This window comes from Streptomyces sp. NPDC050164, assembly GCF_044459945.1.
GTDB lineage: Bacteria > Actinomycetota > Actinomycetes > Streptomycetales > Streptomycetaceae > Streptomyces > Streptomyces coeruleorubidus_A.
Map to the genome: position 1 here is coordinate 19,347 of NZ_JBITJK010000063.1, position 20,714 is coordinate 40,060.

Genomic DNA, 20,714 nt, shown 5'->3' on the forward strand with positions numbered 1-20,714 from the left:
CGCATCCGCACCCGCCTGGGTGTCGAGCTGCCTCTGCGTGCGCTCTTCGAGGGCCCTACGGTGGTGCAGCTGGCCGAGCGGGTGGCGGAGGCAGGCACGGCCCGGAGAGCTCTCGTCCCGATGGAGCGTCCGGTCGAGGTTCCGTTGTCGTTCGCTCAGCGCAGGCTGTGGTTCCTGAACCGTCTGGAGGGTGCGTCGTCGTCGACGTACAACCTCCCGATCGTCCTGCGTTTGACGGGCGCCCTGGACCGTGGCGCTCTCGCCGCCGCGCTGCGGGACGTGATCACGCGCCACGAGTCGCTGCGGACCGTCTTCCCCGAAGGCCCCGACGGCACCCCGTACCAGCACCTCCTGGACACCGACGACGCGTGCCCGTCGCTGATGGCCGTGCCGGTGCCCGAGGCGGAGCTGTCCGAGGCGGTGGCCACCGAGACGTCGCGCGGTTTCGACCTGTCGTCCGAACCGCCTCTGCGTGCCTGCCTGTTCGCGGTGGACGGCGCGGCACACGTCCTCGTGGTGGTGCTGCACCACATCGCAGGCGACGGTTGGTCGATGGCTCCGCTGGCGCGGGATTTGGCGGAGGCGTACGGGGCGCGGGCCGTCGGCGGTGCCCCGGCGTGGGCGCCGCTGCCGGTGCAGTACGCCGACTATGCGCTGTGGCAGCGGGAGTTGCTGGGCGACGAGTCCGACTCCGAGAGTCTGCTGAGCCGGCAGCTCGCCTACTGGAAGTCTCAACTGGACGACCTGCCCGAGCAGTTGGATTTGCCCACCGATCGGAGCAGGCCCACGGCGCCCACGTACCGGGGTGACCTCGTGGAGTTCGCCCTCGACGCGGAGCTGCACGGGCGTCTCGTCGGGCTGGCCCGGGAGTCGGGCGCGAGCGTGTTCATGGTGGTGCAGGCGGCCTTCGCCGCGCTGCTCTCGCGGCTCGGCGCGGGCCCGGACATCCCCATCGGCTCCCCGGTGGCGGGCCGCACCGACGAGGCACTCGACGACCTGGTCGGCTTCTTCGTCAACACGCTCGTGCTGCGCGCCGACCTCTCCGGCGATCCCACCTTCCGTGAACTGCTCGACCGGGTGCGCGAGACGGACCTGGCGGCCTACGCGCACCAGGACGTGCCCTTCGAGCACCTCGTCGAGGTGCTCAACCCCACTCGTTCGACCTCCCGGCACCCGTTGTTCCAGGTCATGCTGACCTTCCAGAACAACGCCCGTGCCGACATGAGGCTGTCCGATCTCACGCTGGAGCAGGAGGGCACGCCCGCCGAGACGGCGAAGTTCGACCTGTCGCTGAGCATGCACGAGACGGAGGACGCGGACGGCGGGGCGGCCGGGCTCAATGGTGCCTTCGAGTTCGCGGTCGACCTGTTCGACCGGGAGACGGTCGAGGGGATCGCCGAGCGGTTCAGCCGGCTGTTGTCGGCTGCGGTGGCAGAGCCCGACCGGCCGGTCGGTGGTCTGGAGATCCTGTCCTCTCAGGAGTACGAGGACCTGCTGACCAGTTGGCAGGGCGATCGCGAGGACGTCGTCGAGCGGACGCTCGTCGACCTCTTCGAGGAGCAGGTCGCCCGGACCCCAGAGGCAACTGCCGTACTTTTCGAGGAGGTTGAGCTCAGTTACGCGCAGCTGAACGCGCGGGCGAACCGCCTGGCCCGCTACCTCATCGGGCGGGGAGTGGGGCCCGAGGACACGGTGGCCCTGTTGCTGCCGCGCTCCGCGGACGCCGTCGTGGCGATGCTGGCGGTGCTGAAGTCGGGGGCGGCCTACCTGTCCGTCGACCCGCGGTACCCGGCCGAGCGCATCGCGCACATGCTGACGGACGCCCGTCCCGCGGTGGTCCTCACCGTCGAGGCGGAGCAGGACCGCGTGCCGCGTGCCGCGTTGGTGCTGGAGGACGTGGCGGCGGCGCTCGCCCGCGAGTCCGGGGCAGATGTGCCGGACGCGCCGGAGGCACTGGGCACGTCGGACACGCCAGGCACGTCGAATGTGACGGACGCGCACCGGACCCGCCCCCTTCTGCCCGCCCACCCCGCGTATGTCATCTACACCTCGGGTTCCACGGGCCGGCCGAAGGGCGTCACAGTCACCCACGCGGCCGTCGCCGGCCATCTGCGCTGGATGGCCGGGGAGTACCCGCTGGACGGCACGGACCGCGTCCTCGTCCGGACCGCGTTCAGCTTCGACGCGGCCGTGTGGGAGACCTGGCTGCCGCTCGTGACCGGGGCCGCAGGGCACGTCGTGTCCGACGAAGTGGCCACGGACGCACACCAGTTGGCCGATCACATCAGTGACCACGGCATCACCGTCGTCCAGGTCGTGCCCTCCCTGCTGTCCGAACTGTGCGCCGCCGCCGTCGCGGCGGGCGGCACGTCCGCGCTGCGGCGACTGTTCGTGGGCGGCGAACCGCTGCCCGCCACCCTGACGGAACTCGCCCAGGAGACCTGGCACGTGCCGTGCGTCAACCTGTACGGGCCCACCGAGTCCACGGTCCAGGTCACCCACCACGCGGCGCAGCTCGGCACCCTGGGCGCCGACGGCCGCAGCGACACGTATCTGCCGGTGGGGCGCCCCGTGCGCAACGTCCGCGCGTACGTCCTCGACGACCGGCTGCGGCCGGTGCCCGTAGGCGTACCCGGCGAGCTCTACCTCGCCGGGGACCAGTTGGCACGCGGATACACGGGCCGCCCCGGCCTGACGTCCGAGCGATTCGTTGCCGACCCGTATGGGCCCCCGGGCGCCCGCATGTACCGCACCGGCGACCTCATGCGCCGACGGCGCGCCGGCGACCTGGAGTTCCTGGGGCGCGTCGACGAGCAGGTCAAGCTGCGGGGCTTCCGCGTCGAACTCGGCGAGGTCGAGGCGGTGTTGACGGCACAGTGGCAGATCGCCCGCGCCGCCGCGGTGGTCCGTGAGGACCGGCCCGGCGACCGGCGTCTCGTCGCCTACGTCGTGCCCGCCGACGGCGCCCCGCTCGACCTCGACGAGCTGCGGGGCCGCCTCGCCTCGGCGCTGCCGGACTTCATGGTGCCCACGGCCCTGGTGGCCCTGGACGCCTTCCCGCTCACCTCGAACGGCAAGCTCGACCGGCGGGCGCTGCCCGCCGCCGAGGTGCGGACCGGCACCGGACGCGCCCCGCGCAACCCCCAGGAAGAGGCCCTGTGCGGCCTGTTCGCGGAGGTCCTCGGCGTGACCGGGGTCGGGATCGACGACGGCTTCTTCGATCTCGGCGGCCACTCGCTGCTCGCCATCCGCCTGCTCACCCGCATCAGGACGGTGTTCGGTGTGCGGGTGTCGCTGCGGGCGCTGTTCGAGGCGCCCACGGTCGCGCGGCTCGTCCAGCGGTTCGACGGCGACGACCTGGGCGACGGCCTGGCCGTGCTGATACCGATGCGTGCCGACGGTAGCCGGCCGCCGTTGTTCTGCGTCCACCCCGCGAGCGGCCTGAGCTGGGCCTACGTGGGCATGCTGCAGCACCTCGGTCCCGACCAGCCGGTGTACGGACTGCAGGCGCGCGGCATCGCGGAGGAGCAGCGGCTGCCGGGCTCCCTGGAGGAGATGGCCGCGGACTACGCCGAGCAGATCCGCAAGGTCCAGCCCTCGGGGCCGTACCACCTCCTCGGCTGGTCCTTCGGGGCGCTCGCCGCGTACGCCGTCGCGACGGCGCTCCAAGAGCAGGGCGAGACCGTCGCCTACCTGGGGCTGCTGGACGGCTATCCGCGTGACGACGCGTCGGAGGGACCGGATGACCTTGCCAGGACAGAGGGGACGGACGGGCTGGACGAGGTGAGCATCCTTCAGGGCCTCCTGCACGACATGGGCATCGACGACGACCTGCGTGACGACACCCTGCCCCCGCTCACCAAGGCCGCGGAGTTGCTGCGCCGAAAGGGCGGTGCGCTCGCCGGACTCGACGAGAAGACGCTCGCCCGCGTCGCGGCCGTCTGCGCCAACGGCATGCGGGTCTCCGCCCGCTACCGCCCCGCGGTCTTCCGCGGCGACATGGAGTTCTTCACGGCGGCCGAGGGCCGCTCCGACCGGCTCGACGCCCACGCCCTGTGGGGCCCGTACGTGGAGGGACACATCACCGACCACTCCGTGGACTGCACACACCTCGAAATGGTCAGGTCGGGCCCGCTCAAGGAGATCTCCGGCACGGTGGCAGCGAAGCTCGACGAACTCGCCGGAGCCACGCGGCCGTCCGCCGGGAACGAGGCCGGGATCGAGGAGAGCCGGTGACGCCCTCCACTCAGCGGCGGGAGACGCGCGGCAGCGACGTGCCTGGCGCGTCCGGCACTCAGGACGCGCCCGAAACGACCGCAACTCTCAACACACCCGGCACTCCCACCACACCCATACGTCGCCTCCTCCACTGCTGCCGCCGCTACCCCCGCACCATCGCCCTCACCGCCGCCGCCACTGTCGCCGCAATCGTGGCCGCGGTGGCCGTGCCGCTGGTCTCCCGGGCCATCGTCGACCGGGTGATCCTCGCGGACGAACTCCCGCTGCTGCCCTGTCTGCTGGTGCTCCTGCTGGCCGGCCTCGCGCGCTTCGGCGCCGGCGCCGCCCAGCGCTGTCTGGCGGCGCGGCTGTCCTGCGACGTCCAGCACGACCTGCGGATGCGCACCTTCACCGCGCTATCCCGCCTGGACGGCGCGGGCCAGGACGCCCTGCAGACGGGACAGGTCGTCAGCCGGTCGATCTACGACCTGGCGATGGCGCAGGGGCTGCTCGCGATGCTGCCCACCATCCTCGGCAGCGTCCTGCTGCTCGTCCTGTCCCTCGTCATCATGCTGGCGCTGTCGCCGCTGCTCACCCTGGTCATGCTGCTCGTCCTGCCGCTGCTGCTCTACACGGCCTGGCACAGCAGCAGACGCCTGTACCCGGCCACGCTGGAGGCCCGGCAGCGCGAGGCGGCCGTCGCCTCGGTCGTCGATGACGCGGTCGCCGGCGTCCGCGTGGTCAAGGGGTTCGGGCAGGAGGACCGCGAGCTGCGCCGGCTCGGTGCCGTCGCGAACGCCCTGTTCACCGCACGACAGCGCGTCGTACGCCTCAACGCGCTCTACGGGTCGACCCTGCAGGCCCTGCCGCTCCTCGGCCAGGTCGGCATCCTCGCCACCGGCGGCTGGATGGCCTCGCGGGGCGCCATCTCCCTCGGCACGTTCGTCGCGTTCTCCACGTACGTGGCCCAGATCGTCGCGCCCCTTCGCGGCCTCGCCACCGTGGTGACGAGCTTCCACCAGGCGCGGGCCAGCGTCGTTCGGGTTTTCGAACTGATTGACACCCGCCCCGGCGTCACGGACCGTCCCGACGCGCGGCGGCTGCCGCCGGGCCCGCTCGGCATCGAGCTGTCCGACGTGACGTTCGCATACGAGGGAGACGAGGCTCAGCACCGAGGCGACCTGGGCGGTCAAGGCGACCACGGTCGTCAAGGCGACCGAGAAAACGGGAAAGGACACGCGTACACACGCCCCGTCCTGAACGGTCTCTCCCTCACCGTCCGGCCGGGCGAGACGCTCGCCCTGGTCGGGGCGCCCGGCTCCGGCAAGTCCACGGTCACCCTGCTGCTGTCCCGCTTCTACGACGTGCGGGGCGGAGCCGTACACGTCGGGGACAGGGACGTGCGGGACCTGGCCCTCGACTCGCTGCGGTCCGCCATCGGCCTGGTCCCGGAGACCAGCTTCCTGTTCTACGGGACCGTGCGCGACAACATCGCCTACGGCCTCCCCGAGGCCACCGAGGCCCAGATCACGGCGGCGGCCACGGCGGCCGGTGCCGACGGCTTCATCCGTGAATTGCCCCAGGGCTACGACACCACCGTCGGTGAACGCGGCTTCACCCTCTCCGGCGGTCAACGGCAGCGGGTCGCGCTGGCTCGTGCCCTGATCACCGACCCCCGCGTCCTCCTCCTCGACGACGCCACCTCGGCCGTCGACCCCCGCACCGAGGAGGCGATCCACGGCACGCTCCGGCAGGTCATGTGGGGCCGGACCACCCTGCTCGTCGCCCGCCGCCGCTCCACTCTCCAACTCGCCGACCGCATCGCCCTCCTGGAAGACGGCAGGGTCACCGAGACCGGCACGCACGATGACCTCATGGCGCGGTCGGCGGCGTACCGGAACCTGTTCGCGTCCACCGCCGCCGACCCGGACACCGAGGGCGCCGGACGCGGCGACGCGGCGGCCCACGCCACGTCCTCGTATGAGGAGTCGTACGCACTCGACACCGACCCAGCCCGCACCGCACGGGCGGTCCCGGAGCCCGACTCCGCCGCCCCACCGCAGCTCGCCGCTCTCGCGCCCACCGCCACCGCGCCCGCCCCGGAAGCGGAGCCCGGCTTCGACCTGCGCGGACTGCTGCGTCCCTTCCGCCGCGCGCTCGTCCTGGGGGCAGTGTTCGTCCTGCTCGACGCCCTGGTGAGCGTGTTCGTACCCCTGCTCATCCGCACGGGAATCGACGACGGCATCCAACAGGCGGCCTCCAGCGTGGTGGTGGTGACCTCAGTGGCCGCCGTCGCTGTCGTGTTCGTCGGTTGGGCGGTCAGCATGGCCCAGATCCGGACGAACGGCCTCCTCGGCGAGCGCCTGCGCTACGTGCTGCGCCTGCGCGGCTTCGCTCATCTGCAGCGCCTCGACCTCGCGTACTACGAACGCGAGCTGTCCGGTCGCATCATGACCCGGATGACCGCCGATGTGGAGTCCGTCGCGGCGTTTGCCCAGACGGGCTTCGCCACGGCGGCCGTGAGCCTGATCTCCACTCTCTCAGTGCTCATCGTGCTGCTTGTCCTGGACTGGCGGCTCGGTCTGGTGGTGTGCGCGGGGCTGCCGGTCCTGGCCGCCGCGACGGCGCTGTTCCGGTGGGCGTCCGCGGGGGCGTACGGCGCCGCCCGCGACACGTCCGGCGCGGTCAACACCGAGCTGCAGGAGTACGTCGCGGGCCTGCGCATCGCCCAGGCGTTCCGGCAGACCGCGCGCGGCGCCGAGCGGTTCGCCGGCATGAGCGCCGCCTATCGCACGGCCCGGCTGCGCGCCCAGCGGCACGCGGCTGGCTACTTCGGCTTCGTGGAGCTGCTGCCGGGCGCGACCGCCGCGTGCGTCCTGGCCTTCGGCGCGGACCGGGCCCGCGACGGCGGCCTCACCATGGGCCTGCTCGTGGTGTTCCTCCTGTACGTGGACGTCCTGTTCTCCTCCGTCCTGCAGCTCTCCCAGGTCTTCGACGGCTACCAACAGGCATCCGTCGGCCTCAGCCGCATCCTGGACCTGTTCGGCACCCCTTCCGGCACTCCCCGTGCCTCACAGCCGCTCCCCGTAAGCCGGTTGAAGGGCGCGATCGAATTCGAAGACGTACGCTTCCGCTACCCGGGCGCGACTCGTGACGCAGTGGATGGGGTGCGACTGAGCATTCCGGCTGGCCAGACGGTGGCTTTGGTCGGAGAGACCGGCGCGGGCAAGTCGACACTCGTGAAACTGGTCGGCCGGTTCTACGACGTCACTGCGGGCGCCGTACGCGTGGACGGGTACGACCTGCGAACGCTGGAACTCGCGGACTACCGGCGCCGCCTCGGCGTCGTTCCGCAGGAGACGCACCTGTCGGGTGGCACGGTTTACGACGCCATCGCGTACGGTCGTCCAGGGGCGGCCGAGAGCGAGGTTGAGGCGGCGGCACGCGCCGTCGGAGCTCACGAGCTACTCTCCCGGCTCCCTGGTGGCTACCGGCACCCTGTGGGGGAAGGCGGCCGCACACTGTCAGCCGGCCAGCGCCAACTCATAGCCCTCGTTCGCGCCCAGCTGATCTCGCCAGATGTGCTCCTTCTCGACGAAGCCACCTCGGTCCTGGACCCGGGGACCGAAGCGGCTGTCTCCGGTGCTGTAGCCCGACTGACCGAAGATCGCACCTCTCTGATCGTCGCTCACCGACTCACCACCGCCGCCCGGGCGGACCACATAGTCGTCTTGGCGGCTGGCGCCATTGCTGAGGAGGGCACCCACACCGACCTCCTCGCGCGCAACGGCCCTTACGCTCGTTTGTGGCGCTGTTACGGTCACGATTCAGACTCCTCCGAGAGCGTCGTAGCTGGTGGTCGTGACGGTTGTGGTCTCGGCTGAACAGGATGCTGTGGCAGCGGACAGGATGGGCGGCGGGACCACAGATCTGATGCCTAACCAGCGTGATCTCGTGATTGATGCCGTCGGTCCGTCTGCTGTGCCTGAAGCTCCTTTCGTAGCTTGGAGTACGTGCTACCCGGGGAAGTCGAATACGACGCGCTGCCCGAGGGCGAACCGCAATTCGTGATCGCAGTGGTTCTCCAACCTCGTAAACACCCTTTGGATTGTGGATGTTCGGTTTCAGTAGTGAGGGAGTCCTTGATTCCCCAGGAGTTTGCGCGCCGATGGCTCCGTTGCATCCTCTGGTAGTCAGGATGCCTCGGTGTTCAGAGCAACCTGTGCGCAGGTCGATGGACGTGCTGCTCTACTGCGTCCGGATGGTGGCTTCGCGCGGCGGCACATCCGGCTTGGCATGGCGGTGGCATGCTGGCCTCGGCCGTGACCGTCACGGCGTGCCGTGGCGCAGGGTCATGTCCTCTAGAGTGGTGTATCGACGGCCACTCGGTGATCTCGTTTTGAGGCTATGCGGTGAGTTCGGCGGGCAAGACGGTCTCGTCGGTTTCTGACTCGATCGGGTGGAGACGGGCCTTGGCGAGGAGTTCGCGGCCCATGTAGCGGCGGGCCTCGGTCCGCTCGTCGTTCTGCTCGGCCAGGACCGCGCCGACGAGCTGGATCACGGCGGTGCGGTCGGGGAACGTGCCGACCACGTCGGTGCGGCGACGGATCTCCTTGTTCAGCCGCTCCTGCGGATTGTTCGACCAGATCTGCCGCCAGATCTCACGCGGGAACGCAGTGAACGCCAGCAGTTTGTGCTGGGCGGCATCCAAGTGGGCAGCGGCCTTGGCCTCCAGAGCGTCCAGCACGTGCCGCATCTGGGCCTTCACGGCGTCGGTGTCGGGCTGTTCGAAGACCGCCACAGCAGGGTGGCCACCCACGGCTGGGCCGACTTGGGGACCTGGCTGAGCAGGTTTCGGGCGTAATGGGTGTGGCATCGCTGCCAAGAGGCGCCCGGCAGGACCGCTCCGATCGCGTTCACCAGTCCGATGTCCAATTTGGACGCCGGCAGGGAACCCGTACACCACTTCTCAGGACGCAACCGCGCGGCCTCATATCGTGCCGGTCCGTAGGGACGGGTGCTCATCGCTGCCCCGGTGCAAGCGTCCAGTGCAGGTCTTCTGAGTCCGGGCAGATTCGCCACCCCTCCAGAATGCCGGCCGTCGTCAGACGGCTTAGTGCTCCATGGAGCAATTGATCGCCCATGGCGCAGTCTCGAACGATCCGGTCGCATTCGGTTAGCCCCTGTCGCGAAGACGGATCGCTGTGCGCCTTCAGATAGATGGCCTGCAGCCGTAGTAGAGGCTCTGCCGTCCCTGTCCGCGCGGGGCTCCCGCTATGCAGCGCCCAGTCAGCCGCGCGCCTTCGGTCGGGGCGGGCCGGTGACTGGGCGAGCAGCGTGGCATCGCGAAGCTCCGTGGTAACCCCGGCCGCTCCGGGACCGTCAACGATGCTCAGCCACCGCGCCTGCTCCAGTTCGTGACAGGCCTCCACGGCATCGATCTGCAGACTGCGCAGCATGCCTGTGGGGAGTTTGACCCGCATGTATGCATTCATACGCAACGCGCACTGCAGGGCGAGGAGCCTCGCCCCGGCGGAAACGTCCGCAGGCAGGACCACGGCCAGATAACTGAGGATCTCGCTCACGCGCACGCGGTCTCCCGGTCCCCTTGTGTGACGTCTGCTGCGCGGTCGTGCAGCAGACGGATGAGAAGGTGCGATCAGCATGGTGTCGGGCACGACGGCGGCCTGGGCGGTTGCCGCGGCGCAGGCGCTGCAGGCGTCGGCGAGGCGCCAGACCCGGCCACCCCGTTCGCAGGCCAGGAGCAGGCGGATGGGCCCGGCGCATCCGCGGTGGCGGCGGTGCCAGCAGCAGCCGCGTTCGTGGCACTGGCAGGTGCGCAGGTGAGGCGCCCGTAGATCGCCACGGGCATGCCGGGCTAGGTGGGCAAGGGCCGCCGAGCGCGCGGACTCCGCAGTGACCAGTCGGCCACTCTTTGGGCACTGCTGGCAGACGAGGACCAGCTCGCCGGTCTGGCGTCTCAGTTCCACCGTCCAGGCCCGCGGCGCCTGAGGGCACACAGTGCGCAGCCTCATAGGCGTGTGCCCCTCCTTCCTGGTCCGGCGCCTGTCCCACCGAGCCGTACGGCGGGACGGCCGACACCGTAGTGCAGACCTCTGCCCTCCGATCGTCGCCACCACCTGGGAAATAGGGCAGAGGTCTGCACTGACAGGGCAGGGGTCTGCACCGTCGGATGGTTGGGTGACGATCTTCCCGCCCGACCCGGACCTTGATGCGTTGCGGCTGGAGCTGGCGCGTCTGCGGGCCGCCCGCGGGTGGAGCTACGACGAGCTCGCGGCCCGCAGCGGCCTGGCCAGGCGCACTGTGATCGAGATCGAGCAAGGGCGCACCGTCGGCACCCTCAGGACGTGGCACGCCCTCGCCCATGCCCTGGACGCGCGGTTCGACGAGCTCTTCAGCACGCTCTGCCGCGGGCACGATCTACCCGGAGGCTCTGAGGGCTGACCGGGCCTGCAATAGCTTCCGCGAATCACCCGAACGGCAACGCCGCATCGAATGCATGATCAACCGTTCGCACTGACGTCGCCCTGTTGGGGGCCAACAGGGCGAATGAGCGGCCCGGATGCTGCCCCGGCGGCGTGTTGGCTGGCAGCTTCACCCGCATGTGCCCTTCTCCTCATTCCTCCGCGCGGCGCTGGGACGGCAGCTGTGCGAATGTCCCAAAGCGGCGGCCCCTGCGGGTCGACCCCAGTGGCATCAGCCGCCTGCTGCGCTGCGGCCAGACCAGCTCCTGCCGCGAGTGCGGCAATCCGATCGAGTGGTACGTGCGCAGCGACGAGCGCCGGATCCGGCTTCATCCGCAGGAACTGCCCGCGGAGCAGGTGCCGGAGGACTGCCGCTGGCACGTCAGCTCCGGCGTCGCCCATCCGTCAGGCGACGGCAGCCGCTGGTGCAGGCTGCCGCACGCCGTACTGTGCCCCGCCCGCCCGGCGCCGCAGTCGGCACCCCAACTGTCGGGGCTGCGCCGATCCCTGGCCCTGCGCACCCGCCGACTGCTGGACGCCGGAGCCTTCGCTCCGTCTGCCGGGACGCCGGACGGCCCGTCGACAGGCCCCGCGGCTTGTCGCCCGGCACGGCCCATCGTGCAACTGCTGTACGTCCGCTATCTCGCGTCCCGCCCCGTAGACGAGATCCAGTGCGTCGCCCAGACCCGGCACCGTCACCGCTGCACCACCGCGGTCCTCAGCCCGGACACCGCGGGCGGCCTGTGGACTCTGGTGCCCGTGAGCGCGGCCCGCGGCCAACTGGCCCTGCCGTCCGACGTCATGGCGGTCTACAGTCTCTCCTCGCTGCCCTATCAGGAGCAACTGCGCTGGCGCGCTCAGCGGTGCGTGCAGCATGACGCTAGCCGCACGGCGGGTGACCTCGCGGTTGCCGAGTGGGAGCCGTTCGACCCCCTCCGCCATCACGAGTACATCCACACCCGCCTGCCCTTGCACGGGCGTCCTCCAGGCCCCGGCTGCCACGCACCACGGCGGGCCCGGTCGTGACAAGTCAGTACGCCGTCGAGATCTCCTTGACCCGGCCCGTCTCTCCCGCAGAGCTCCACCGCGCCCGTCGCCGTGTGCCTCTGGCCGCCAACGCCGACCGCACGCGGCTGATGACAGTGCACAACGGCAAGAGCCCTGCGCGTGTCCTGCACCAGTTGAGGCGACGACTGGGCAGGAGTCTGCCGATCGACGTGCTGACCAGGCACTACCCGGATCACGACGGCCACATCCTGCTCAACGTCGTCCTCGACCGCTGCGTCGACGCTGAGATCCGCCAGGCGGCAGCGGCTAGTTGCCGGCGCCCTCGGGACGTCCTCGGTGAGCGGATCACAGCGAGCCTCGCTCAACACCAACGCCAGCGGCATCGCCGCCTTGAGTCGCAGATCCAGCACCTGCTCACCGACCACACGCCGGAGGAAATCGTGGCCTACACAGCCTCTCGCCTTCTCCTGCGGCGCCCGCCCGGCTGACCGAGCCGCCGTCTTCGTCTCACGGAGCCTTTCGTTGCACCCTCCCACCCTTGAACAGGTCCACGCCGCCGACACCTTCCGCGCCGGACGGCACCTCGCTCTGCAGGCCGGGGCCGGGACCGGCAAGACCAGCACGCTGTGCCTGCTCGCCTCGGGCACGTCACGCCGCGGCCGCTACATGGCCTTCAACAAGGACATCGCCCGTGACGCGGCAGCCCGCTTTCCGCCCACAGTGCAGTGCCGCACCGCCCACGCCACGGCCTTCGCCGCGCTCGGCCACCGATACGCCCATCGCCTCAACAGCCCCCGCCAGCCAGCCTGGAAAACCGGCCAGGCCCTCGGCATCCTCCGCCCGGTGCGGATCGGAGACCACGAGATCAGCGAGAGGGCCCTCTCCCACAACGTGCTGCGCGCCGTCACCCGCTTCTGCTATTCCTCCGACCGAGCTCTGGCCCGCCACCACGTGCCACGGCTGCGCGGCCTCGAGCAGCCCGAACACGGGCAGTTCGCCGACATCGTGCTCCCCCTCGCGGCCAAGGCCTGGGCGGACCTACAGGACCCCGATCGAGGCGTGGTGCGCTTCGAACACGATCACTACCTCAAGATGTGGGCGCTGACAGAGCCGAGGATCGAAGCAGACTTCCTCTTCCTCGACGAGGCCCAGGACACCAATCCCATTCTGGAGCAGGTCTTCGCCGCTCAGCGTGGCCACGCTCAGCTGGTCATGGTCGGCGACTCGGCACAGGCGATCTACGGCTGGAGGGGTGCGACGGACGTGATGACGGGATTCGACGCCGAGCAGCTGCCCCTCACCCGCTCGTTCCGCTTCGGCCCGCTGATCGCCGAGGAGGCCAACCGGTGGCTCGCCCTCGCCGATGCCCCCATCCGTCTGACGGGAACAGACAGCATTCCCGCGGAAGTCAGCGGCGTTCGCCACCCCGACGCGGTGCTGTGCCGGACCAACATCGGTGCGATGACCGAGGTCATGCGCCTACTCGGCGACGGACACCGCGTAGCTCTCACTCGGGGAGGACAGCAACTGTCCGCACTCGCGTTCGCCGCCCGTGGCCTCAAGGAAGGCCGCCGCACACACCATCCCGAACTCGTACTGTTCGCGTCCTGGGGCGACCTGCAGGACTACGCCGCCTACGACCCGGCCGGACGCGACCTGCAGCCCCTCGTCGACCTCGTCGACACCTATGGCCCCGACGCCATCCTCACCGCCGTAGCCGAACTCACCGACGAGACACACGCCGACGTCACCGTCTCCACCGCCCACAAAGCCAAAGGCCGTGAATGGCCCACCGTCAAAATCGGCAACGACTTCCCACAGCCCAAAGGCGCCGACCACGATGCAAACGCAGCCGACCCGCCCCCGGAACAGATGAGCGACACCGACGCCCGCCTCGCCTACGTCGCCGTCACTCGTGCCCGCCACCGACTCGACCTCGGCGGCCTGGCACGCAGCGCCTCCGTCCAACAGACAGCAAGCGGATGACTCACGGAAGTTCCGCCCAGCAGCCCGATACCGCAGACTGCCGTCGCCGTGACTTCAGCTCACCTGTGAGGGCCCGCTGTAGGGTCGATGACGGTGATCCTGTCGCGAGGGACACTGGTCAACCGGGTAGGCGGCGGGGTCTCAGGGGTCGGCTGTGGGGCGCGCAGGTGCATGATCTCGTCGTGCTGGGCGGCTATCCGGGACAGCGCGAGCCGCTTGAACGCGGTCAGGTCCTCGATGGTCTGGTCCCGGGCGGCGAGGCGGGTCGTCAGTTCTGCATTCCGGGCCTTCAGCCGCTGGATCTGCGCGTCTCTGGGATCCGGGACGGTCCCAGCTTCCTGGAGCGCCCTCAGGCGGCGTACGAACTCGTCGCCAAGGTGCTGGTAGGGGCCTTCGCGGACTGTGCCGTCGCGATCCTTCTTCGGGTAGAAGCCGGTGCGGGTCACTCCAGCCTCGGTGGCGAGGGTCTTGAGGTCGCAGCGTCCGCCGGCTGGGAGTTCTCCGCGAAGAAGGCGGTCCATCGCGGATCGGATCGCCGCCTCGTTTCGGGCCCGTTCGGTATCAGTGATCCGGCCCATGGTCCCCTCCGTGCTCGGCTGTCTGGGCGGCGTCGATCCCGGCAACGATGGCCTCGGCCCTGTCGGCCTCGGCCTGAAGCCGGGTCCGCTCGGTCTTCTGCCCTCGGCTGATCTTCCCAATGAAGATTCGGCTGTTGGCAGCGGATGCTGCCCAGACGGGGCGGTGGCAGGGGTGGTGGGTGGCCTGAGGGCAGCGAGCAGAGTCGCACATCCCCGCCAGCGGGCGGCTGCGGTCCTTGGTCTTCGCGAGCTTGAGGCAGAGGGCCTTGTCCGGGTCGAGGAACCAGCAGTAGTTGGCGATACCCAGATGTAGGGCTCCAGCTCGCCGACCCAGCAGGGTGATCACTTCCTGGTCACTGTGCTTGATCACGGGTATGGTGATGGGGAGTTCACCCAGCTCGTCCTCAACCGACCTGAAGAATGTGAGGAGTTCGCGGGCGCCGGGACCGGCAGGCCGTTTGCCGTTCTGGTAGTCGCGGAAGGCCTGCAGGGTCAGGGTCAGGTTGCGCTTCTGTTCCTCCTCGCCGATCTCCGCGAGGAACTTGGCCTGGGCTCCTCCGGGCCGGTTCGCATAACCCTCGGTGGTGGCCACCGACAGGTGCTTGAGCTGGATCTTCGCGGCCAGCAGCCCGCCGGGCCGGTGGGCAATCTCAACGGCCAGTGTGCGGCGAAGCATCCGCAGATTCAGTGGATCGTCAGGGATCGGGGTGAGGCCGAGCCGGGCGCCTTCGGGCCCGTTGGTGAACCGGCGCAACCGCTTGAGGCACTCGTCGAAGTCAAGGCTGGCGGAGAAGAGGTGGCTGGCGTCCTCTCCGGCGATGTCGCGTGCGATCCCGGCGGCGTGGAAGGCCTCTTCGGCAACAACCCACTCGTCCCAGACCGTCCGGTCGTAGCCCTGCCCTTTGATCAGCTTGCTCTTGAGGCGGTAGCGGATCCGGCCGGACGTCCCTTCGCGTGGCAGCTGGCAGTTCCGGGGCAGTTCGATCAGCTCGCATCGCCTCATTCCGCTGACCAGGGCAATGACGATGAGGCAGGCCGTGCGGATCCGGTCCAGCACCACATCCAGGCCTCGACGATGGATCGGCAGTGTCCAGGGAACGTTCCCGCGTCCATCCGCCCGTGGGATGACGGGGGCCTCGCGGCCCCAGGGCGGGGCGGTGCCCACCGCGCGGACAGCCTCCTCGAGCAGCGGTTTGAGCGGCTCCATAAGCCCACCTGGGGAAAGAATGCCGCCCTTCGCTGAGCTCCTCACCGTTCGTGCCGCAGTGGCGTGGATTCCGGCCTCGCGGAGGATGGCGATGAGGCTGACGCGGACGAGGGGGTGGGTTTCACCCCAGTCCCATCCTTTCCTGCCTACCTGAGCTAGGCGGTCGACTTCGTCGAACGGTTGGCCTTTGGCGATGTGGCATCGGATGACCTGTTCTAGGGCCGCCTGCCGTGTGCGCGCCACACTCCGCACTCCGCGCTTGGAGCCGTCCTTGCGGTCGGGGACGAATTCCTGCTCGATCTTGTCCCGCAGCGCGAGTGCTTTGGGAGCCAGGGTCTGGATCAGGAAGAGGCAGTCGTGCAGCAATGGCTGTAGCAGTTCGTCGCGGACTGGCTGGGTCTTGTTGCCTTGTCGTTTCGGGGACCCGATCACCGAGAGAGCGGATGCACCACCCCACGGGCGGAAGCCCACCTGGCAGCGATCGTGGGTAAACAGTTCGCTGTAGTTCGCAACCTCTTGGGGGACCAGCACTGACAGCAGCCGGTAGCCGCTGCTGGCTGCTACCTCCTCCTCGACCAACTCTGCCGATTCATGCCGCTCGGTCTTTTCGCCTTCTTTACCCTCCTTGATACTGAGAACCATGCGGTGCTGGAAAAAGGCATCGCAGGTCCGCTGGTCGACCGCGGCCAAGGAATTAATGCCACGGTCAGTGAGCCAGTTGAACCAGCCGTGCAAATACTCCAGCCTGCTGGCACAGGTCGCCAGAGTGCGGGGGATCCGGTAGGCATGGGCCAGTTGTCGCACCGCCGCATGCTCGGGCGCCATCATCGCGACCACGTATTCCTTGGCCACGGACCGCCAGAGCGGGTTGCGGATTTTTCGGAATCCGAAGACCTTCCTGTCGTTCGGCATCGACCTCGGAAGGCCCTCGACATCCCTGAAATCCCACACATCCTGCTCGAAGATCGGGCCGTTGGTGCCCGGCGCCATCCGCAGTCCAGCAAGCGCGCAGATGTACTGGCCGGCGAAGACCGAGACACCAGGCCCGCGTCCAGCGACGGGCTCTCGCGCGCTCATGCGGTCAACTCCTCGGGTCGCAGGGGAAGTTCCTCATCTGTATCGCTGACCTCGGCGGCTGCCTCCCGTAACACCGTTTCGTTGAAGTAGGTGAGGGTCAGCAGAGCGTCAAGCCGCTGAGCATAAGGCCCGAAGACGGCCATGAAAGCGGCCGACGTCATCTGTCGCCACTGCCGGCCGAAGAACGCCCGCAGCCGCATCAGATTCCCCACGTGCCGGGGCGCGAACAAAGCCAGCGGGCAGAGCAGACACACCCACGGCCTGGCCGGGCAGGGCCTTCCCTTGGGCCCGTGTAGCCCGGACAGTTGATCCGAACATCCCGCAGCGAAGACGTCTCTTTCCCCGCCGATCAGCTCGGCCAGAGCCGCATCGTCCAAGCGGAGCTGTTCTACAAGTTCCGGGAATTTCCCCACCAAGTCAGCGAGGCCGTCCCCGTCGGCGATCACCCGCGGGCGGGCCCGTCGCAGCAGATCTGTCTGGCCGCTCTCGATGACCGTCTCGGTGGCGTCCTTCTGCGCGGGTGTCTGGCCCGCCACGTAATGGTCACCCTCAACCGCCGGGGTGTGGTTGGGGTCGATCGTCGCCCTGCTACTGCCCCGCCAAAGCCGCCGGTCCTGGGAAGCCTCGAATGTGGTGCGGATCCGGTGGACATGGATCTGCCAGGGCTTTCCATCCGCGTCCACCAGCCCACGCTGCTTCGCCCAGACTCCTCGGGCATAAGGATCGACCTCATCGTTCGTCCACCTTGCCGGACCAGTCACCGCGTAACGGCTCCACAACTGATCCTTGAACGCCGCCGGCATGAACCGCCTTGAGACACTGGAGTGGTCCAGCCACTGCTCCAGCAGCCGCGTCGCCTTGCGGGACAGGGTCAGCGATTCCGCCGCAGTGCGGCCTTTGATGTAGTCGAGCAACACTGTCGTGTCCCCGGCCCAATCGATGTCGCCCAGGCCCAGCTCGGCAATTCCGTCAGGGACGATTCCAGTACGCATCCCGAACAGCACTTGGTAGTCGAAAACCGTCACGGTCGACGGAAAGAGCGCTGCCACCGCCTCGTACACCCCGCCCGCATACAGCGGCCTCACCTCTGCGTCGTAGCGGGTCACCCCAATGTACTTCCGGCCGAACCCCACATTCTCGGGCCCCTCGTTCCGCAGCGTGAACTGGATGTTCTCCCTGTTCAGGCCGCCCGTTCGCCAGTCCTGGCCCCGCTCTGACTCTTCTCTCGCCCGGCGGAAGACCGCGTAGGAGGAAGCCACTCCCGCCTCACATACCTCCCGCAGCCGCCGCCATTCAGCCTCGTTGTAGGCGGGCAGCGATTGACGCAATCGTGCGGGACGGGTCTTGAACGGATGACCGTCGACGAAGTGTTTTACATCTGGCGCAAACACTTGCTCCAGCTCGTCCAGGCGCCGCAGCATGGCCCGGATGTGGTGCTCGTGCCGGGCCAGCTTGATGCCCAGTAGGCACTCCGCCAGCCGTGGCCTGGTCAGCCACTGAACCGTCCCGTCGAAGCCCGCCACCTGTAACTGCGGCAAGAAGTGCCGGAGAGATGCCAGATACTCCCGCACCGAATTCGCCGTCTTCAGCGGCCCGTGTGGATGCACCAGATCGGCCAGAGCTCGCATCAGTATTTGGGCGAATTCTGGGTAGGACTCGTCCCTGAGCAGACACGTGGCGTACGAGCCATCGGGGAAGACGCACTCCACCCCCATTGGATCCTTGAGCGCTGTCGCCGGCATCAGACCAGCACCCCCTCGTCCTCGAGCTCGGCGTCCGCCTCGCGCTCCGCCCGCTCGTGATCCAACAGTCCCCAGCGTCGGCCAGCGTCCTCGTAGTGCTCGCGGAAGATCCGCAACATGTCCAAGCGCTTGAGGTACTTCTCTGTGGTCAACACCGAGGAATGGCCCAATAGATCACGCAGGACCAGCAACGGTTCAGTGGTGGTCAGGTAATGCGCCAGCGCCGCATCCGCGTCGCCGCCTGCGGCCGACAGCCGGGCAGCCTGTTCGTAGAAGCCAGCGACCAGCCGCTCCATCGTGGCCATCGCGAACGTGTGCCGACACCGGTGCGGATGGACACGTGGGAAACGTGGCTCGTAGCGCTCGGCAATCCGTCGACTCGTTCGCTCAAACAGGCTGGACCAGGCCGTAAACGGGCCGCCATCCGATCGGGTCGCCAGGAGCATCGACCCGCCATCCGGCGCCACCAGGCGACGACGCTGGCCCGGCGTAAGCGAACTCCACTTCACCCAGCTGCCATTGACCCTCCCGCCGACCGCGTCCATCTCCGACACGAACAGCGGCTCTCCCCAACGCCTCGGCGGCCGCCACGACGAGCCCTCACAGGTCAGCATCCGCTCCAGCCCGACGTAGGCGTGCAAGCGGGCCAACGAGGTGTAAGACGTCCACGTCACCCGGAACTTGCTGCCCTTGGTGATCTTCTCTGGGATCGGGAATGGGATCGGCATCAACTGCGGGGCGGTCGGCAGTGGTGGGATCTCGCAGACCAGCAGGTAGGTGAATTCCTGCAGCCGAAGCCCCGAGGACAGCACCAGATCGACGACCGCCCCGTTCCGTGCCAGATGCCGACCTCGGAACCGCTGCGAGCCTTCGTCCTCGCTGCCGTTCGGCCGCAGCCCCGCAAAGGCGTTGACGAGCATGGCGGCGAAGTCATCCTCCAGATACTTGATCTTCACATGGGGGTGAGGGACCCGTCGATTCGCATTGTTGACGAGGATCTTGTGGGCCGTCTCGGTATAGACCGCTTCCGCCTCGTGGTAGGTGAACGGAACCGCCGTGGCGTATTTCTCCCTCACCGCCCACTGGTAGAACTTGCTCAGCACGCTCATGTGCTGGTTCCAGGTATCGGCACCCAGGTACTGCTTCGGGTTGCCGCACGCACGGTCCACCGCATACGTACTGAGAAGGGCCTTCAGCCGGTCCCGGGTGTCAAAGAGCTCCACGCCGTGCAACTGGGCGGATACGACCCAGTCCCGCAGTATCCGCGCGTACGTCCTCCACGACGACGGCGCTGGACACCTGTCCGATGGACGAAGCCGCAGCCACTCGTTCGCCACCGCGCTCGCGCGCAGTCCCCCGGCTGTCCTCGAACAACAGGTCATCATCGACCAAGAAGGCCATCCCCTCAGGGATCACAGGCTTCGCCGGGAGCCCCCAGGAGTCCCAGCCCTCGCTGGAGTAGAACGCCACTTCCATGTCCACCGACGGTAGGGGTGGGACACGGTCAGGAATACCCAACAAATGCGTTCGAGGCGCCTTTGAACCTCGTCGCGGAAAGCGATAGTTGAGCAAACAGCAGTACTGAGGCGCCGTAGATCGGCAGACGCGCACTACGTAGCGGGTACGCAGTCAGTTCTCCGCGTACCACCAGCTCACGGCGGTCTGCCGGAGCGCGATGGTGAAACCTCCTCACACTGAGGAGTCGGTTTGGCCCGTGCTTGATTCGGACACGCAGCGAAACGAGGCCAAGCCGCGTGAGCACCGTCCCCAGCAACGATCTACTGCTGACGCCCTGCCGCACAGCGGATGCTTGAGATCGCGAACCACCGCGAGCGTTGTCAGACGAAAGGGGTGTTATCGGCAGACACTCCGTGACAAGATCGGGTCACTCGCAGTGAGCTGTGGCCTGCAAGGGGAGCGAACATGAGCGAGCGAGAACCGGACTTCAAGGCGTCGGCCTCTGCCCTCGGTTACGTTTACCAGTTACGTGAAGCTCTCCACCTGTGCGTGGGCCGCCTCGGGAATCTGGACTGGGCGCTGGCCATCGAAGCCGGCGACGACATCGAGGAGGTCCGCCGGGACGGGCGGACGTACTACCAGCTCAAACACCGTTCTCCGGGCACGCGCATGACCAACGCGAGCGTGGACCTGTGGAAGACCCTCCGGATCTGGTGCCACGCGATCGCCCACGGACAAATCGACCTGGACGAAACCGATCTGATCCTGCTCACCACGGCCGAGCTGCCACACGAGACCGTGGGCAGCATGCTGCAGCCCGAGGACTCCCGCCAGCGCGACGAACAGAGCGCTCTTGAGGCACTGAGCGTTTTCAGCGTTGACGCTCCAGGGTGAGGACGGCAGCGGCCATGACCGTCATGCGGTTAGGGCTGCAGCGGGCTCTGCGGAAGACGCG

Annotated in this window: 12 protein-coding genes and 2 pseudogenes (1 of these 14 only partly in view); 7 read left to right on the top strand and 7 right to left on the bottom strand. The window is 68.5% G+C overall.

Going from position 1 to position 20,714, the window contains the following annotated elements:
- Together ACIBNA_RS42960 and ACIBNA_RS42965 are read left to right on the top strand one after the other, a co-directional pair.
- Positions 1–4,236, top strand: partial view of a non-ribosomal peptide synthase/polyketide synthase gene (locus ACIBNA_RS42960; protein WP_399170800.1) — the final stretch only. The gene continues 19,155 nt to the left of window position 1, outside the view; 4,236 of the gene's 23,391 nt are visible here — the last part of the coding sequence; the start codon falls outside the window, past its left edge; the stop codon is at positions 4,234–4,236.
- The gene (locus ACIBNA_RS42965) at positions 4,233–8,102 is read left to right on the top strand and encodes an ABC transporter ATP-binding protein (protein WP_399170802.1); all 3,870 of its coding nucleotides are present in this window, start codon (positions 4,233–4,235) and stop codon (positions 8,100–8,102) included. The genes ACIBNA_RS42960 and ACIBNA_RS42965 overlap by 4 nt, the downstream gene beginning before the upstream one ends.
- 521 nt (positions 8,103–8,623) lie before the next feature.
- On the opposite strand, the pseudogene ACIBNA_RS42970 reads toward ACIBNA_RS42965, so the two are convergent.
- Together ACIBNA_RS42970 and ACIBNA_RS42975 are read right to left on the bottom strand one after the other, a co-directional pair.
- A pseudogene (locus ACIBNA_RS42970) lies at positions 8,624–9,171 on the bottom strand (transposase); the annotation flags it as partial.
- A 68-nt stretch (positions 9,172–9,239) separates the two neighbouring features.
- Complete coding sequence (locus ACIBNA_RS42975) at positions 9,240–9,803, bottom strand: hypothetical protein (RefSeq protein WP_399170803.1); 564 nt, start codon at positions 9,801–9,803, stop codon at positions 9,240–9,242.
- Between the two features lie 616 nt (positions 9,804–10,419).
- Between ACIBNA_RS42975 and ACIBNA_RS42980 the strand changes: the two genes are divergently transcribed.
- From ACIBNA_RS42980 to ACIBNA_RS42995, 4 genes are all read left to right on the top strand, one after another.
- On the top strand, positions 10,420–10,683 hold the full coding sequence (locus tag ACIBNA_RS42980; RefSeq protein ID WP_399170804.1) for a helix-turn-helix transcriptional regulator: 264 nt from the start codon (positions 10,420–10,422) through the stop codon (positions 10,681–10,683).
- A 158-nt stretch (positions 10,684–10,841) separates the two neighbouring features.
- Positions 10,842–11,729: a DUF6083 domain-containing protein gene (locus ACIBNA_RS42985; RefSeq protein WP_399170805.1), complete on the top strand. Its 888-nt coding sequence runs from the start codon at positions 10,842–10,844 to the stop codon at positions 11,727–11,729.
- On the top strand, positions 11,726–12,199 hold the full coding sequence (locus ACIBNA_RS42990; protein ID WP_399170806.1) for a hypothetical protein: 474 nt from the start codon (positions 11,726–11,728) through the stop codon (positions 12,197–12,199). Before ACIBNA_RS42985 ends, ACIBNA_RS42990 begins: the two co-directional genes overlap by 4 nt.
- A gap of 34 nt (positions 12,200–12,233) precedes the next feature.
- The gene (locus ACIBNA_RS42995) at positions 12,234–13,697 is read left to right on the top strand and encodes a UvrD-helicase domain-containing protein (RefSeq protein ID WP_399170807.1); all 1,464 of its coding nucleotides are present in this window, start codon (positions 12,234–12,236) and stop codon (positions 13,695–13,697) included.
- 59 nt (positions 13,698–13,756) lie between these two features.
- Here ACIBNA_RS42995 and ACIBNA_RS43000 read toward each other — a convergent pair whose 3' ends face one another.
- Genes ACIBNA_RS43000 through ACIBNA_RS43015 form a run of 4 tightly spaced genes read right to left on the bottom strand, consistent with a single transcriptional unit; the run spans position 13,757 to position 19,524 of the window.
- Entirely contained in the window at positions 13,757–14,275 is a 519-nt protein-coding gene (locus ACIBNA_RS43000) for a hypothetical protein (protein ID WP_399170808.1), read from the bottom strand.
- Entirely contained in the window at positions 14,259–16,559 is a 2,301-nt protein-coding gene (locus ACIBNA_RS43005; RefSeq protein WP_399170809.1) for a site-specific integrase, read from the bottom strand. The genes ACIBNA_RS43000 and ACIBNA_RS43005 overlap by 17 nt, the downstream gene beginning before the upstream one ends.
- Entirely contained in the window at positions 16,556–18,301 is a 1,746-nt protein-coding gene (locus ACIBNA_RS43010) for a hypothetical protein (protein WP_399170810.1), read from the bottom strand. Before ACIBNA_RS43010 ends, ACIBNA_RS43005 begins: the two co-directional genes overlap by 4 nt.
- Positions 18,301–19,524 (bottom strand): site-specific integrase, encoded by a 1,224-nt coding sequence (locus ACIBNA_RS43015; protein ID WP_399170811.1) that lies wholly within the window; start codon positions 19,522–19,524, stop codon positions 18,301–18,303. The genes ACIBNA_RS43010 and ACIBNA_RS43015 overlap by 1 nt, the downstream gene beginning before the upstream one ends.
- A gap of 700 nt (positions 19,525–20,224) precedes the next feature.
- Here ACIBNA_RS43015 and ACIBNA_RS43020 point away from each other — a divergent pair.
- Positions 20,225–20,653: a hypothetical protein gene (locus ACIBNA_RS43020; RefSeq protein WP_399170812.1), complete on the top strand. Its 429-nt coding sequence runs from the start codon at positions 20,225–20,227 to the stop codon at positions 20,651–20,653.
- Here ACIBNA_RS43020 and ACIBNA_RS43025 read toward each other — a convergent pair.
- Positions 20,631–20,714, bottom strand: a pseudogene (locus ACIBNA_RS43025) (IS5/IS1182 family transposase); the annotation flags it as partial. The gene ACIBNA_RS43020 and the pseudogene ACIBNA_RS43025 sit on opposite strands and share 23 nt — an antisense overlap.

What these genes read in the sequence shown, in the direction of transcription:
- ACIBNA_RS42985 (WP_399170805.1), top strand. Translation starts at nt 10,842, where the DNA reads ATGTGCCCTTCTCCTCATTCCTCCGCGCGGCGCTGGGACGGCAGCTGT.
- ACIBNA_RS43000 (WP_399170808.1), bottom strand. Translation starts at nt 14,275, where the DNA reads ATGGGCCGGATCACTGATACCGAACGGGCCCGAAACGAGGCGGCGATC.
- ACIBNA_RS43005 (WP_399170809.1), bottom strand. Translation starts at nt 16,559, where the DNA reads ATGAGCGCGCGAGAGCCCGTCGCTGGACGCGGGCCTGGTGTCTCGGTC.
- ACIBNA_RS43010 (WP_399170810.1), bottom strand. Translation starts at nt 18,301, where the DNA reads ATGCCGGCGACAGCGCTCAAGGATCCAATGGGGGTGGAGTGCGTCTTC.
- ACIBNA_RS43020 (WP_399170812.1), top strand. Translation starts at nt 20,225, where the DNA reads ATGAGCGAGCGAGAACCGGACTTCAAGGCGTCGGCCTCTGCCCTCGGT.